Below are 14,323 nucleotides of genomic sequence, written 5' to 3' on the forward strand. Positions count from 1 at the left end.
GTTCATGGACCCTGTCATGACCGAGACCACCGAGACCTCCGTCGCTCCCTGGCACCCGTCCCAGCCGCACCACGCGCTGGCCGAGGACGTGCGCTGGTGGCTCGGTACGCCGGCCGCGTTCGCGCTCTTCGGCCGGCTCGCGCTCGACCAGGTCGCCTACCGCGAGGTCGCCGCCGCCGTCGACGCCTCGGGCCGGTTCGCCCAGAACTTCACCGACCGTGGCATCCGCAGCGGCCTGTGGGGTCCGCTGCTGCTCTTCGGCGACGACGCCGACCGCCGGGCCAGCGCGGAGCGGCTCAAGCGCCTGCACGGCGAGGTCCGCGGCACCGGACGCGGGCACTTCGCCGGCGAGCGCTACAGCGCGCTCAACCCGGCGCTGTGGAAGTGGGTCGGCACGACCAGCCTGCTCGTGTTCTACACCGGCTACGTGACGACCTACGGGCGCGCGCTCGACCCCGAGCAGCGCGAGGTCGTCTACGCCACGATCCTGCACCTGGTCGACTTCGACCTGCCCAGCGAGCAGGCCCGGATCCCCGCCACCGCCGTCGAGGCGGAGGCCTACTACGACGCGGTCGCGGCCACCGAGCTCGCCGACAACGAGTTCCTCCAGTGGGCCCACCGCCGGTTCGACGCGCTGCCGATGCCCACCCTGTTCGGGCCGCACTGGCTGCACCGGCTCATGACGCCGGCCTGGCGGCTGGCCACCCCGGTGCTCGGCCGGCCGGCCAAGGTCTGCGCCGAGGGCGCGGCGCACCCACGGATGCGCGAGCTCCTCGGCACGCCCGACACCCGCCGGCGCCGCGCCGAGCTGCGGCTCTACCTGGCGCTCGTCCGGCTCGCCCGCCGTGCGCTCCCCCGCCGGCTGCTGCTCGACCCGCTCGCCTACAACCGCTACCGCTACGAGCGGCTGCGGGCGCTCTACGAGAAGCCGCAGCTCAGCTCGTTCGCCGCGCGCGGCTAGCGCGGGGTTAGTGCGCGGAGGACAAACCCGCCGCGGGCCTCTGTCTCCGGCGACAAGCCCCGCCGCACCGGCCGCGACGAGACTCGGCGCATGCGCGATCTCCTCCAGCTGGTGCCGATCTACGCCTTCATGCTGATCCCCGTGTGGATCCCGCTCGCCGCGGTGACGATCGGCGCGCTGCTCGACGTGCTCAGGCCTGTCGGTCCTCGGGTCCCCGCGGCAGGAACTGCGCGGTGAAGGCCGGCCAGGCCTCGTCGATCAGCTCCTCCATGTCGAGGTAGGTGGCGCGCCGCACGTAGGGCTTGGCCAGCTCGGTGTCGAGCACCTTGAGCAGGAACCGCCGCAGCTCGGCGTCCAGGCCCGCGACCTTGCGCAGCATCGCGCCGCGCCGGGTGTCGGTCTTGAGCTCGAGCCCGATCTGGTCCTCGGTCGGCGTCTTGAGCTCGAGGCGGAGCCGGAGCGGCGCCTCGGTGTGCACGACGAGCACCAGCGGGACGACGACCTCGGCGTTGAACGTCAGCCGGTCCAGCGGCAGGTCGAGGTCGAAGACCACGCTGATCGGCAGGTCGATCGCATAGGTCAGCAGCTCACCGGGGACCAGCTCGCCCGTGGTCGGCTGGTAGCGCCCGACGAAGCTCACGCTCGCGAACGCGCGTCCCGGTCCGGCCCCGATCGGCCCGAGGGCGATCTGCTCACCGAGGACCTGGTCGATGGTGTGCAGGATCCGGTCCTTGTGCAGCACCCGGTGGATCCAGCTCACGCCGAACTCCTCGTACGACGTCGCGACCGGCGCTTCCGGTGCCGCCGGTTCTCCCGGCGCCACGACCTCGGCGACTCCCTCCACGTCCTGTCCCTCCCTCGTACGGCGTTCTCCCGCCCCCTTCAACGTACGGTCCGTTCGGACGTCATGGCACAATCGGCACTCGTCGATCACCAGGAGCCCGCATGACCGAGCTGGCCGCGGTCCGCTACCCGACCCCGACCCTCGTCCGCACCGCCGATGTCTCCGCGAAGGCACTGCTGGTCCTGCTCCTGCTGCTCGCCGTGATCGACCCCGACAGCGGCAACCTGCGCGACAAGGCCGCCGAGGCGCGGGCGATCGGCTACCCGTTGGCGTCGTTCACCATCCCGGTGATCTGGCTGCTCGCGTGGAAGGAGCGGGCGTCGTTCCCCTGGCTGCCCGACCTGCTGGTCACCGTCACCTGCTTCACCGACATCCTCGGCAACCGGCTCGACCTCTACGACACGATCACCTGGTTCGACGACCTCATGCACTTCGCCAACACCGGGCTCATCGCCGCCGCGGTCATCCTCCTGACGCTGCACCACAGCGCCACCCGCACCCGCGTCGTCGAGCGGGCGCTGGCCGTCGGCGCGACCGCCGCGATCGCCTGGGAGATCGCCGAGTACTACGCCTTCATCAGCGGCCACTCCGAGCGGGCCTTCGCGTACGAGGACACGCTCAGCGACCTCGCGCTCGGCGTGATCGGCTCGGTCACCGCCGCGCTGATCATCCACTTCGTCTGGCAGCGTGGCGGCCTGCGGTTCGTCGCGCCCCAGCTCGACGGCGCCGCCTCGCGCTGATCCCGGCCCGCTGTCGGAGCGATCGGCCATGATGGGCCCATGCCGAAGACTCCCCCCAGCAAGCCGGCCGCGACGGCCCACCCAGCCGACGCCCACGCGAACATCCGGGTGCAGGGCGCCCGCGAGAACAACCTCAAGGACGTCGACGTCGAGATCCCCAAGCGTCGGCTGAGCGTCTTCACCGGCGTCTCCGGCTCGGGCAAGAGCTCTCTCGTCTTCGGCACCATCGCCGCCGAGTCGCAGCGGATGATCAACGAGACCTACAGCACCTTCGTGCAGGGCTTCATGCCGACGCTGGCCCGCCCCGAGGTCGACGTACTCGAAGGCATCACCACCGCGATCCTCGTCGACCAGGAGCGGATGGGCGCCAACGCCCGCTCCACCGTCGGCACCGCGACCGACGCCAACGCCATGCTGCGGGTGCTGTTCAGCCGGATCGGCGATCCGTTCATCGGCCCGCCGACCGCGTTCGCGTTCAACGTGCCGACCCGCAAGGCGGGCGGCGTGATGCAGACCGAGAAGGCCGGCGGCCGGGTCGAGAAGCGGGTGGTCAAGAACGAGGTCTACCTCGGCGGCATGTGCGCCCAGTGCGAGGGCCGGGGCACCGTCTCCGACCTCGACCTCACCCAGATCTTCGACGAGTCCAAGTCGCTGGTCGAGGGCGCCATCCTGGTGCCCGGCTACACCGCCGACGGCTGGATGGTGGCGGCGTTCAAGGCCGTGCTGCCGCCGGACAAGCCGATCGCCAAGTACACCAAGGCCGAGCGCGAGGACTTCCTCCACGCCGAGCCGCGCAAGGTCAAGGTCGACAAGATCAACGTGACCTACGAGGGCCTGATCCCCAAGATCCGCAAGTCGATGTTCAGCAAGGACCCCGACTCGCTGCAGCCCCACCTCAAGGCCTTCGTCGAGCGGGCCGCCGTCTTCGGCACCTGCGCCGCCTGCGACGGCACCCGCCTCAACGAGGCCGCGCGCTCGTCCAGGATCCAGGGCAAGAGCATCGCCGACGTCTGCGCCATGCAGATCACCGACGCCGCCGCCTGGGTGCGCGAGATCGACGACGCCTCGGTCGCGCCGCTGGTGGGCAACCTGCTCCACCTGTTCGACTCGTTCGTCGAGATCGGCCTCGGCTACCTCTCGCTCGACCGCCCCGCCGGCACGCTCTCGGGTGGCGAGGCCCAGCGCACCAAGATGATCCGGCACCTCGGCTCGGCGCTCACCGACGTCACCTACGTCTTCGACGAGCCCACGATCGGCCTGCACCCGCACGACATCCAGCGGATGAACAACCTCCTGCTCGAGCTGCGCGACAAGGGCAACACCGTCCTCGTCGTCGAGCACAAGCCCGAGACGATCGCGATCGCCGACCACGTCGTCGACCTCGGCCCCGGCGCCGGCACCAACGGCGGCACGGTCTGCTTCGAGGGCGATATCGACGGCCTGCGTGCCTCCGACACCCTCACCGGCCGGCACCTGTCCTACCGCGCCACCCTCAAGGACGAGCTGCGCCAGGCGACCGGCGCCATCGAGGTCCGCGGCGCCTCCTCGCACAACCTGCGCGACGTCGACGTCGACGTACCGCTGGGGGTGCTGTGCGTCGTCACCGGCGTCGCCGGCTCCGGCAAGAGCTCGCTCATCCACGGCTCGATCGCCGGGCGCGACGACGTCGTGGTCATCGACCAGGGCGCGATCAAGGGCTCGCGGCGGAGCAACCCGGCGACGTACACGGGGCTGCTGGAGCCGATCCGCAAGGCCTTCGCCAAGGCCAACGGCGTCAAGCCCGCGCTGTTCAGCGCCAACTCCGAGGGCGCCTGCGCGAGCTGCAACGGCAACGGGATGATCTACACCGAGCTCGGCTTCATGGAGACCGTCGCGACGCTGTGCGACGAGTGCGGCGGCAAGCGCTTCCAGGCCTCGGTGCTCGAGCTGACCTTCGGCGGCCTCAACATCGCCGAGGTGCTCGACCTCCCGGTCGCCGAGGCGCACGCCTTCTTCGCGACCGGTGACGCCAAGACCCCCACCGCTGCGGCGATCCTGCAGCGCATGGAGGACGTCGGCCTCGGCTACCTCAAGCTCGGCCAGCCCCTCAACACCCTCTCCGGCGGCGAGCGCCAGCGGCTCAAGCTCGCCATGCGGATGGGTGACAAGGGCGGCGTCTACGTCCTCGACGAACCGACCACCGGTCTCCACCTCGCCGACGTCGACAACCTCCTGCGCCTGCTCGACCGCCTCGTCGACGCCGGCAAGTCGGTCATCGTCATCGAGCACCACCAGGCCGTGATGGCCCACGCCGACTGGATCATCGACCTCGGTCCCGGCGCCGGGCACGACGGCGGCACCGTGGTCTTCGAGGGGACGCCGGCCGACCTGGTCGCGGCGCGCGCGACCGTGACGGGCGAGCACCTGGCGGACTACGTCGGGTCGTGAACGTCCGGCGCCGACGCTGAGCGCTACGACCGCTCGGCGTCGAGCAGCCGCCCCATGAAGTCGTGGAACGGGGTCCCCTCGTCGCCGTCGTCGAACGGGGGGACCTCGTGCTCGTGCAGCACCCGGAGCACGTCGTGCACCGCGCCGGCATAGACCTGCTCGAGCAACCCGGCGACGACCTCGCGCCGCGCCGGATCGAGCCCGGCGAGCACCGCGTTGGCGGCGTCGTCCTCAGGGTCCTGGCCGGGGTGGGCGGCAGCCGCCGGGCTCCACACGCCGGCGCGCACCCGGCCGGGCAGCACCGTGCCCTGGCCGGTCACGCTCAGTCCCGCCCCTGCCACGTGGCGATGTCGACCTCGTTGCCCTCGGGGTCCGCGAGCGTCCACCACATCGGGGCGAACTCGTCGCGCACCACCCGGCCGCCCGCGGCCACGGCCGCGGCGACCCGGGCCTCGGCGACGTCGTGCGGGACGCCGAGGTCGATGTGGATCCGGTTGCGGCCCTCGCGCGGGGCGTCCATCTGCTGCACGTAGACGGGCGGGTAGAGGCCGATCGGGTCGGCGATGTCGGTGTCGCCGACCAGGTCGTAGCCGAGGACCGCCGCCCAGAAGCGGCGTACGGCGTCGACGTCGACGGCGTCCAGGGCGAACTCCCAGGTGCGGATCGCGGCCGGGTCGCCGGCCACGCCGAGCTCGCGGGCGGCGGCGGAGATGGCGCGGGCGAGGTCGAGGTCGGCGGTGGTCAGCGACATCGTGTCGTGGGTGGAGAGCCGGACCTCGAGGATGCCGTAGCGGAAGTTGAGGTCGGGGTGGTGGTTCGCCTCCTCGGCGAGCCGGCCGATCTCGTTGACGAGGGCGAGGCCGGTCGCGAAGGTCTTCGTCCGGAAGAGCGCGAACGCCTGCCACCACAGCACCCGCCAGTCGTCGACGCCCTCGGCGGCGCTGAAGTCGGCGGCGGTGATCTTCTCGTAGGTGCGGGCCATGGTCCGACGCTAGGACGGTACGCCGACATCCGCCAGGTCGCGGGCGGGCTCAGCCGGCGTGCACGTGGGGGCGGCGGCGCGGGTCCGGCTCGGCCCGCCGGATCACCTCGCGGGTCAGGGGGGCCACCTCGCCGGCTCCGAAGAGCAGGAAGCGGACCATCTGGGCGACCGGGCTGCCCTCGGTCCACTCGAAGTACATGTGGGGGCGCACTGACGTACGGTCGCGCAGGTCGAGCAGGACAGCGGCGAGCGCGTTGGGGATGGTGGCCGCGTGCACGGTGAGCACGCGGTACTCCTTGTGCGCGACCGAGCCGCTCACGACGACCCGGCTCTCGAAGTCCGAGTAGTCCTCGACGACGACCTCGACGAAGAGCAGGTCGCCGGGGTCCGGGATGCCGTGCGCCTCGACGATCTTGCGGACCTTGGCGCGGTAGGCGCCGACGTCGTGGTGCTCGGGGTCGTGCGCCACCAGCCGGAGCGTACGACGGGCGCAGTCGCGGATGAACGCCTCGGCCTTGGCGTCGTACTCGATGTCCGTGGTGCGCAGCTCCAGGGAGCGGCGAGTGCGGGAGAGCAGCGAGACCGCGACGATCGCGGCGATGAAGCAGGCGCCGATCTTGACGCCGTCCGGCCGCTCCCAGATGTTGTCGAGGGTGGTGTAGACGAAGACCACCGAGATCACGGTGAACGCGATCGTCCAGCCCCGTTGCTGGGCCTTGTGGGCCGCGAGGGCGACGGCGACGCTGGCGGACGTCATCAGCACCAGGACGCCGGTCGCGTAGGCGCCGCCCTGGGCGTTGACGTCGGCATCGAAGATCCAGGTGATGAGGAAGGCCGTGCCGGTCAGCACGCAGACCAGCGGCCGGATCGCGCCGGCCCACTCCGGCGCCATGCCGTAGCGGGGCAGGTAGCGCGGGATCAGGTTGAGCATGCCGGCCATCGCCGAGGCGCCGGCGAACCACAGGATCAGGATCGTCGAGACGTCGTACGCCGTGCCGAAGACGTCCCCGAGGTAGCGGTGCGCCAGGAAGGCGAGCGCCCGGCCGTTGGCCTGGCCGCCCTCCTCGAACTCGGCCGGCGGGATGAGCAGCGTGGTGACCAGGCTGGAGCAGATGAGGAACGTGCTCATCATGACCGCGGCGGTCGTCAGCAGGCGCTTGGTGTTGCGGATCCGTACGGCGGGCCGCACCGGGTCGTCGTCGGGTGCGCCCTGCACGTGGGGCATCACGGCGACGCCGGTCTCGAAGCCGGACATGCCGAGTGCCAGCTTGGGGAACAGCGTCAGCGACACCGCGATCATCAGCGCGATGTTGCCGTGCTCGACGGTGAGGGCCCGGGTCCAGTCCGTGACGACGTGGCCGTTCTCGAGCACGTGCGCGGCGCTGACCGCGATCACCACGACGTTGAGCGTCAGGTAGACGCTGACCAGCGCGACCGCGACACCGATCGCCTCCTTGAAGCCCTTGAGGAAGACGCCACCCAGCAGCGCGATCAGGCCGAGGGTGATCCAGAGCTCCTGGCCGTGCAGGAAGGCCGGCACGTGCGGGTTCTCGACGACGTGGGCGCTCGCGTCGGCCGCGGAGAGCGTGATGGTGATGATGAAGTCGGTGAGCGCGAAGCCGAGCAGCGCGAGCACGAACACCTTGCCGCGCCAGCGCGGCAGCAGCCGCTCCAGCATGGCGATCGAGCCCTGGCCGTGCGGGCTCTCCTGGGCGACCCGGCGATAGACCGGCAGCGCGCCGAAGAGCGTGAGCAGCACGAGGACCACCGTCGCCAGCGGGCTGAGCAGCCCGGCGGCGAGGAACGCGATGCCCGGCTGGTAGCCCAGCGTGGAGAAGTAGTCGACGCCGGTCAGGCACATCACCCGCCACCAGGGGCGGCCGTGGGTGTCGCCGGCGGCGTCCTCCGGGTCGCCGAGCGCGCGCTCGGAGGCCGATGGTGCGGTGGAGGTGCTCACACCTCCCATGCAACCGCGCTCCGGGCCGCATCGGCGGGGCCTAACGGATCCCTAACACCCGCGCGCGAGTGGCGTGCGCGACAAGAGTGCGACAAGACGCCGTCAGGATCCTGTCAGCGCCGCCCCGGGCGCCGCAGACCGCGTTTCACTGGAGGGGTGAGCACCACGGCACCCGCCTCCGCCCGGCTCTCGGGCCGGGCCGAGGTACGTCTCGGGCTCGGCGGCGCCTGCCAGGCGGTCGGGGCGGCCGTGTGCGTCGCCGTCCCCCTCGCCGGCTGGTACGGCGTCGCCGCGCTCCTCGCGCTCACCACGGCCTGGTGCGTCGTGCTCCCCCGCCGGCTCGCGCTCGTCCTGGCCCTGGCCGGGTGGGCCTGGGCGACGGGGTTCGCGGTCAACACCCTGGGTGAGCTGACGTTCGCGCCTGCGGACCTGGCGCGGCTCGCGGCGTACCTCGCGATCGGGGCGTGGGCCGCACGCGCACAATGAGCACCGTGGGAGGCAACCTGAGCCGACGGCGCCGCGCCGCCGGGTACGCCGTGGCGGTGGCGGCGCCGCTGGTGCTGCTGCCCGTGCTCGTGCCCCTGCGCGACCGGCTCAACCTGGCCAGCGACGTGGTGCTGTTCCTCGTCGTGGTGGTGATGGCGGCCCTCGTCGGCGGCGTCGGCCCCGCGCTGGTGGCGGCCGTGCTGGGCGCGGGGCTGCTGGTCTTCTGGTTCACCGTGCCCTACCACACGTTCGAGGTCGGCCACGTCGACAATGTCGTCGCCCTGGTGGCGTTCGCGGTGGTCGCCATCGTGGTCGGCTCGGTCGTCGACGTCTCCGCCCGCCGGGCCGAGGACGCCGCCGCGGCGGCCGAGATCGAGGCCGCCGACCGGATGCGCGCGGCGCTGCTCACCGCGGTCGGGCACGACCTGCGCACCCCGCTGGCCGCGGCCAAGGCATCGGTCTCCGGGCTGCGCAGCCGGGACGTCACGCTCTCCCCCGACGACCGCGACGAGCTGCTCGCCACCGCGGACGACGCCCTCGACCGGCTCACCGGACTGGTCGAGAGCCTGCTCGACCTCAGCCGGCTCCAGGCCGGCGCACTGCCGGTCCGGATCCGCGCGACCGCCCTCGACGAGGTGCTCGCCCGGGCGCTGGACGACCTGGGGGTCGCGCCGCGCGCGGTGGTGCTCGACGTACCGGACGACCTGCCGGCGGTGCGCACCGATCCGGCCCTCCTGGAGCGGGTCCTGGCCAACCTCGTCGCCAACGCCCAGCGGTTCGCGCCCGCGGACCGGCCGCCGCTGGTCCGCGCGCAGGTCGCCACCGACCGGCCCGGCACGGTCGAGGTGCACGTCGTCGACCACGGGCCCGGCGTACCGGCGGCGGACCAGGAGCGGATCTTCCTGCCGTTCCAGCGCCTCGGGGACGCCGACAACACGACCGGCATCGGACTGGGCCTGGCCCTGGCCCGCGGGCTCACCGAGGCCGTGCACGGCGAGCTCGTCCCCCGGCCGACGCCCGGCGGCGGGCTCACCATGGTCGTCACGCTGCCGCTGGAGGAGGGCACGTGAGCCGGGTCCTCGTGGTCGACGACGAGCCCCAGATCCTGCGCGCGCTCGGCATCCACCTGCGGGCCCGCGGCTGGGAGGTGGTGACCGCCGGCGACGGCACCGAGGCCCTCGCCCTGGCCGACGCGACCCGCCCCGACGTCGTCGTCCTCGACCTCGGGCTGCCCGACATGGACGGGGTCGACGTCATCGCCCGCCTGCGCCGCGGCTCCAGCGTCCCGGTCCTGGTGCTCTCCGGACGCAGCGACAGCGTCGACAAGGTGGACGCCCTCGACGCCGGCGCCGACGACTACGTCACCAAGCCGTTCGGCATGGACGAGCTGCTCGCCCGGCTGCGCGCGCTGGTCCGGCGCGGCCCGGCCACCGACGAGCCGGGCCCCGTCCGCTTCGGTACGACGGAGGTCGACCTGCTCGCCAAGCGGGTCTCCGTGGCCGGCGCCGACGTCCGCCTCACGCCGACCGAGTGGCACCTCCTGGAGGTGCTGCTGCGCAACCCGGGCCGGCTGATGAGCCAGCAGCAGCTCCTCACCGAGGTGTGGGGGCCGGGCTACGAGAACGCCCACGGCAACCTGCGGCTCTACATGGCCCAGCTGCGCCGCAAGCTCGAGCCGGACCCGGCCCGGCCGGTGCACTTCCGCAACGAGCCGGGGATGGGCTATCGCTTCGAGCCCTGAGCGCGCCTGCGAGGATGCGCTCGTGGGCACCGTCTTCGACTGCGAGATCCAGGCGCGGCTGCGCGACGTCAACCTCGGCGGTCACGTCGACAACGTCGAGGCGCTGCGCGTGCTCGACGAGGCGCGCCTGATGTTCTTCCGTTACGCACCGCTGCCCGGCTCGGACCGACCGGGGCTGCTGCGCGAGATGCCGGCGCACGTCACCGAGCTCGTCGGCTCGCAGCGCGTCGACTACCACACGGAGATGAGGTTCGCGCCGTTCCAGCCGTTCCTGGTGCGGATCTGGGTGAGCCACGTCGGCCGCTCGTCGGCGGCCGTCTCCTACGAGCTGCGCGTGGCGCCGGACCACGCTCCGGCGCTCGTCGCGGAGAGCTCGGTCGTCTTCTGGGACACCACGGCGGGCTCGTCGTGGGCGATCTCGGACGAGGTCCGCGCCACCCTGACGTCGTACGCCGGGGAGCCGGTGGCGCTCAGGGAGCGACCGGGTCGCTGACCTCGTCGGCAGGGGCCGGGGCCGGCACGACCAGCCAGGCCACGGCGATGAGGGCCAGGCCCGCCACGAGGGCGACGATGCCGGACACGGCGGTCCAGAAGGCCACGATGTCGAGCCCGTAGTCCGCGTGCTCGAGCCCGCCGACGACACCGGCGACCACGGCGAGGGCGACGGCCGCGGGCAGGACCGTCGCCGGGAGCCGGCGCGGCCGGCGCGGCCCGGGCGGGAAGCGGCGCAGGTGCAGCAGCATCGCCACGCCGACGACGAGCAGACCGATGGCCGTCGAGCCGTACTGCGCCCAGGCGTCGCCGCGCAGCGGGCCGTGCACCTCGTGCAGCCACGCGACGTGCCGCACGCCCCAGCGTCCGGTGTGGGTGAACAGGTCCCACACGACGTGGGTCGCCGAGCCGACCACCGCGGCCAGCGGCGCGAGGACCCAGGCGCGGGCCCCGATCCGTGCCCGCCCCGGCAGGCGGTCCCGCACCAGCGACGGCGCGGTGTCCACGAGCGCGTCGCGGCCGACGAGGTCCCAGAGCGCCAGCAGCGCGAGCGTCACCACCACGTCCAGCGTGAAGATCCCGACGAGGCTGTGGCTCAGCGCGTAGCCCTCGTGCCAACGCGCGAACACCGGCAGGTCGGGCGCCATCGAGCCGATCACCAGCCCGGCGAGGGGCAGGCCGAGGCCGCGGAGCGGGAGCACCACAGCCGGATGAGCGAGGGTCAACGGCACCTCGTGAGGTTAGCCGCTACCCCCTAGGCGCGAGGTCGAGCGCGGCGTCGACGACCTGGCCGAGCTCGAGACCCGCCTCGCGTCGTACGGCGACGCGGAGGGGGACGAGGTAGCGCCCGTCCTTGGGGAACAGCGCGGTGCGGAAGCCGGTCGCGCCGACCTGGACGTCGACGGCGACCTGGCCCCAGTACTCCTGACCGCGGGCCGCCTCCTTGATGTCCTCGCTCAGCTCGTCGGGCACCTCGAGGAAGAAGTACGGCGCCGGGCCGCGCCACTCGACGACCGGACCCGAGAAGGTGAACTCCACGGGTCCGATCGTGCCACGCCGGCTCAGGGCACGAGGACGGTGCGCAGCCCGGTCCCGGCCCGGAGGTCGTCGAAGGCGAGGGCCGCCTCGGCGAGCGGCCGGGTGGTGCCGATCAGGTCGTCGAGCGGGAGCCGTCCGGCGAGGTAGAGCCGGGCCAGCATGGGGATGTCGATCTCACCGACGCTGGAGCCGTAGTTGCAGCCGAGGATCCGCTTGCCCTGGTCGGCCAGCTCGAAGAGGTTGAACGACCCGCTCGCGTCGAGCGCAGCCATGCCGACGAGCACCGCGGCGCCGCCCGAGGTGAGCATGCCGGGCAGCGTCTCGATGACGCGCGGGCTGCCGATCGCCTCGAAGGCGTAGTCCACGCCGCCGAGCTCCTCCTGGCACCAGGCCGCGACGTCGACCTCGCGGCCGTCGAGCGTGTGGGTGGCCCCGAAGGCGCGCGCCGCGGCGAGTCGCTGGGCGGACAGGTCGACCGCGACGATCGGGTCGGCGCCGGCGAGCCGCAGGCCCATGACGACCGACAGGCCGACGCCGCCGGTACCGATGACGACCGCCGACTCACCGGGCCGGACGCCGGCCGTGTGGGTGACCGCGCCGACGCCCGTGGTGACCGAGCAGCCGAGCAGCGCGCCGACGGCGAAGGGCAGCTCCTCGGGCACCTTGACCGCCGCCGACTCCGGTACGACGACCCGGTCGGTGAACGCGCCGAGGCCGAGGTAGGGCCAGCGCTCGTCGCCGTCCGGGCTCGTGAAGGGGGTGGAGCCGTCGGGCAGCGTGTTCTCGACGGCCTTGGTCCCCGTGCAGAGCCAGGCCTGGCCGGCCGCGCAGCGCCGGCAGCGGCGGCACGGGGCGAACCACGACAGCACGACGTGGTCGCCGGGCCGGACGGAGGTGACGCCCTCGCCCACGGCGCGGACGACACCGGCCGCCTCGTGACCGAGCACCAGCGGCCGGTCGGCCGGCCAGTCGCCGGACACGACGTGCAGGTCCGAGTGGCACACGCCGGCGGCGCGGACGTCGATCTCGACCTCGCCGGCCCGCGGGGCGCGGAGCTCGACCTCGCTCAGGCCGAGCCCGGTCTCCGGGTCGAGGACGACGGCAGGGGCACGGTGGGCGCTCATCGGATGGGGGCCTTGTCAGCAGCGGGGGCGGGGACGGGGGCGAGCTTGGTGTGGGGGCGGGCGAGCAGCACGTAGGCGAGGCCGATCAGGAAGAGCGCGGAGAACACCAGGATCACCGCCCAGACCTGGACCCAGCTGCCGCCGACGGGCGCGAGCTCGGTGCGCGGCCAGGCGATGTTGATCGCCTCGAAGAGCAGCCACACCACGGCGAGCACGTTGACGACCAGCCCGAGCCGGCCCAGGCGGACCTGGCCCGCGCCGGGGTTCCAGCGGCCGGTGAGCCGGGCGACGAGCGCGGTCAGCGCGACGGCGAGGAAGACGAAGTAGAAGCCGCCCGAGCCGAACGAGATGAGCGTGGCGGCGGCATTGCCGTTGAGGCCGAGCAGCAGGCCCAGCGCGGCGAGGACGGCGGTCACGATCAGCGAGACGTAGGGGATCTGCCGGTGCCCGACGGTCGCGAGGACCGGCGAGAACGGGAGCTGGCGGTCGCGCGCGAAGGCGAAGACCGCCCGGCCGATGTAGGTCTGGATCGAGATCGCGCAGGCGAAGAAGGCGATGAGCACGACGACGATGAACGGCTTCTCGGCCCACGTGCCGATGCCGTCGGTGACCGCGGCGAACACCGGGTCGGCGATCGCGCCGCTCACCGCGTCCTCCGGGTTGCTCAGCGCGAGGGTGACCGCGACACCGGTGAGCAGCACGGTGAAGGCGACGAAGAGGTACGCGCGCAGCAGCGCCCGCGGGACGTTGCGGCGCGGGTTCTCGGTCTCCTCGGCGACCTGCGTGGTCGCGTCGAACCCGAGGAACGCCCAGCCGGCGACCGCGAGGCAGGCGAGGAAGCCGGCCGTGGCGGACCCGCCGACCGCGGCCTCGGCGCCGAGGGTGTCGAAGAGGATCCCGAAGCCGTTGTTGTGCACGAAGACGAGCAGCACCAGGCTGACCGCGATCGAGGCGACGCCCTCGGCGATGATCCCGGCGTTGAGGAAGTGCTTGACCGGCTCGACGCCGAGCAGGTTGATCGCCAGCGCGACGGCGACGAAGACGACGCCGAGGAGCACGTGGCCGCGGGCCGAGAGCGGGCTGTCGGTGAAGAGCAGGTGGAGCCAGGTCGCGCCGAGGTAGGCGACCGTGGTCAGCGACGCGACGGCCGCGGAGAGGTAGATCCAGCCGACCAGCCAGCCGAGGCGGGGACCGGCCAGGCGGCGTACCCACTGGTAGACGCCGCCGGTGACGGGGAACTGCGAGGCGAGCTCGGCGTAGACCACGGCGACGAGGAGCTGGCCGAGGAAGGCGACGACGGTCGCCCAGATCCAGACCGGGCCGGAGAAGGCGAAGCCGAGCTGGATGACGGCGTAGATGCCGACCACCGGCGAGATGGTGGCGAAGCCGATGGCGAAGACCGCCCAGGCCGACAGCGTCCGCCGGAGCTCCTGCTCGTAGCCGTAGTCCGCCAGCTCGCGGGCATCGGTGCGCGCGTCGTCCAACTTGCTCTCCTGACCGGGGGATCTCTTATTGGTCGCACGACCAATAA

16 protein-coding genes are annotated in these 14,323 nt (G+C 72.6%); 8 read left to right on the forward strand and 8 right to left on the reverse strand.

Going from position 1 to position 14,323, the window contains the following annotated elements:
- The first annotated feature begins 16 nt into the window (after window positions 1-16).
- Together CCO04_RS09970 and CCO04_RS09975 are read left to right on the forward strand one after the other, a co-directional pair.
- Entirely contained in the window at window positions 17-961 is a 945-nt protein-coding gene (locus tag CCO04_RS09970) for an oxygenase MpaB family protein (protein ID WP_215813991.1), read from the forward strand.
- 90 nt (window positions 962-1,051) lie between these two features.
- Window positions 1,052-1,198: a hypothetical protein gene (locus CCO04_RS09975; RefSeq protein WP_215813992.1), complete on the forward strand. Its 147-nt coding sequence runs from the start codon at window positions 1,052-1,054 to the stop codon at window positions 1,196-1,198.
- Here the strand turns inward: CCO04_RS09975 and CCO04_RS09980 are convergent.
- On the reverse strand, window positions 1,152-1,805 hold the full coding sequence (locus tag CCO04_RS09980; protein WP_215813993.1) for a hypothetical protein: 654 nt from the start codon (window positions 1,803-1,805) through the stop codon (window positions 1,152-1,154). The genes CCO04_RS09975 and CCO04_RS09980 overlap by 47 nt on opposite strands.
- 101 nt (window positions 1,806-1,906) lie before the next feature.
- Here CCO04_RS09980 and CCO04_RS09985 point away from each other — a divergent pair, with 101 nt between their 5' ends.
- Both CCO04_RS09985 and CCO04_RS09990 read left to right on the forward strand, forming a co-directional pair.
- Window positions 1,907-2,545, forward strand: a complete 639-nt coding sequence (locus CCO04_RS09985; RefSeq protein ID WP_215813994.1) for a hypothetical protein — start codon at window positions 1,907-1,909, stop codon at window positions 2,543-2,545.
- Between the two features lie 39 nt (window positions 2,546-2,584).
- Entirely contained in the window at window positions 2,585-4,972 is a 2,388-nt protein-coding gene (locus CCO04_RS09990; protein WP_215813995.1) for an excinuclease ABC subunit UvrA, read from the forward strand.
- A gap of 23 nt (window positions 4,973-4,995) precedes the next feature.
- Here the strand turns inward: CCO04_RS09990 and CCO04_RS09995 are convergent, their stop codons facing one another.
- The 3 genes from CCO04_RS09995 to CCO04_RS10005 are packed head-to-tail and all read right to left on the reverse strand — an operon-like array spanning window position 4,996 to window position 7,815.
- Window positions 4,996-5,313 (reverse strand): hypothetical protein, encoded by a 318-nt coding sequence (locus tag CCO04_RS09995; RefSeq protein WP_215813996.1) that lies wholly within the window; start codon window positions 5,311-5,313, stop codon window positions 4,996-4,998.
- On the reverse strand, window positions 5,295-5,954 hold the full coding sequence (locus CCO04_RS10000; protein ID WP_215813997.1) for a VOC family protein: 660 nt from the start codon (window positions 5,952-5,954) through the stop codon (window positions 5,295-5,297). The genes CCO04_RS09995 and CCO04_RS10000 overlap by 19 nt, the downstream gene beginning before the upstream one ends.
- Before the next feature lie 49 nt (window positions 5,955-6,003).
- Complete coding sequence (locus tag CCO04_RS10005) at window positions 6,004-7,815, reverse strand: amino acid transporter (protein WP_374197003.1); 1,812 nt, start codon at window positions 7,813-7,815, stop codon at window positions 6,004-6,006.
- A gap of 252 nt (window positions 7,816-8,067) precedes the next feature.
- On the opposite strand from CCO04_RS10005, the gene CCO04_RS10010 reads away from it, so the two are divergent.
- From CCO04_RS10010 to CCO04_RS10025, 4 genes are read left to right on the forward strand one after another with little or no spacing between them, the layout of a single operon-like run.
- Window positions 8,068-8,397: a hypothetical protein gene (locus tag CCO04_RS10010; protein ID WP_215813999.1), complete on the forward strand. Its 330-nt coding sequence runs from the start codon at window positions 8,068-8,070 to the stop codon at window positions 8,395-8,397.
- A gap of 5 nt (window positions 8,398-8,402) precedes the next feature.
- Entirely contained in the window at window positions 8,403-9,467 is a 1,065-nt protein-coding gene (locus tag CCO04_RS10015; RefSeq protein WP_308281173.1) for a DUF4118 domain-containing protein, read from the forward strand.
- Window positions 9,464-10,138, forward strand: a complete 675-nt coding sequence (locus CCO04_RS10020) for a response regulator (RefSeq protein ID WP_215814001.1) — start codon at window positions 9,464-9,466, stop codon at window positions 10,136-10,138. Before CCO04_RS10015 ends, CCO04_RS10020 begins: the two co-directional genes overlap by 4 nt.
- Window positions 10,139-10,160: 22 nt before the next feature.
- Window positions 10,161-10,631, forward strand: a complete 471-nt coding sequence (locus CCO04_RS10025; RefSeq protein WP_215814002.1) for a thioesterase family protein — start codon at window positions 10,161-10,163, stop codon at window positions 10,629-10,631.
- Here the strand turns inward: CCO04_RS10025 and CCO04_RS10030 are convergent.
- Genes CCO04_RS10030 through CCO04_RS10045 form a run of 4 tightly spaced genes read right to left on the reverse strand, consistent with a single transcriptional unit; the run spans window position 10,609 to window position 14,276 of the window.
- The gene (locus CCO04_RS10030) at window positions 10,609-11,361 is read right to left on the reverse strand and encodes a DUF4184 family protein (protein ID WP_215814003.1); all 753 of its coding nucleotides are present in this window, start codon (window positions 11,359-11,361) and stop codon (window positions 10,609-10,611) included. The genes CCO04_RS10025 and CCO04_RS10030 overlap by 23 nt on opposite strands.
- 16 nt (window positions 11,362-11,377) lie before the next feature.
- Window positions 11,378-11,668 (reverse strand): DUF1905 domain-containing protein, encoded by a 291-nt coding sequence (locus tag CCO04_RS10035; protein WP_215814004.1) that lies wholly within the window; start codon window positions 11,666-11,668, stop codon window positions 11,378-11,380.
- A gap of 23 nt (window positions 11,669-11,691) precedes the next feature.
- A complete protein-coding gene (locus CCO04_RS10040; RefSeq protein WP_215814005.1) occupies window positions 11,692-12,792 on the reverse strand; it encodes an alcohol dehydrogenase catalytic domain-containing protein in 1,101 nt (366 codons plus the stop codon).
- Window positions 12,789-14,276 carry an APC family permease gene (locus CCO04_RS10045; RefSeq protein ID WP_215814006.1) on the reverse strand — a complete coding sequence of 496 codons (1,488 nt, stop codon included), beginning with the start codon at window positions 14,274-14,276 and terminating at the stop codon, window positions 12,789-12,791. The genes CCO04_RS10040 and CCO04_RS10045 overlap by 4 nt, the downstream gene beginning before the upstream one ends.
- Between the last annotated feature and the right edge of the window lie 47 nt (window positions 14,277-14,323).

The organism is Pimelobacter sp. 30-1 (genome assembly GCF_018831735.1).
In the GTDB taxonomy this organism is placed as follows: Bacteria; Actinomycetota; Actinomycetes; order Propionibacteriales; family Nocardioidaceae; genus Nocardioides.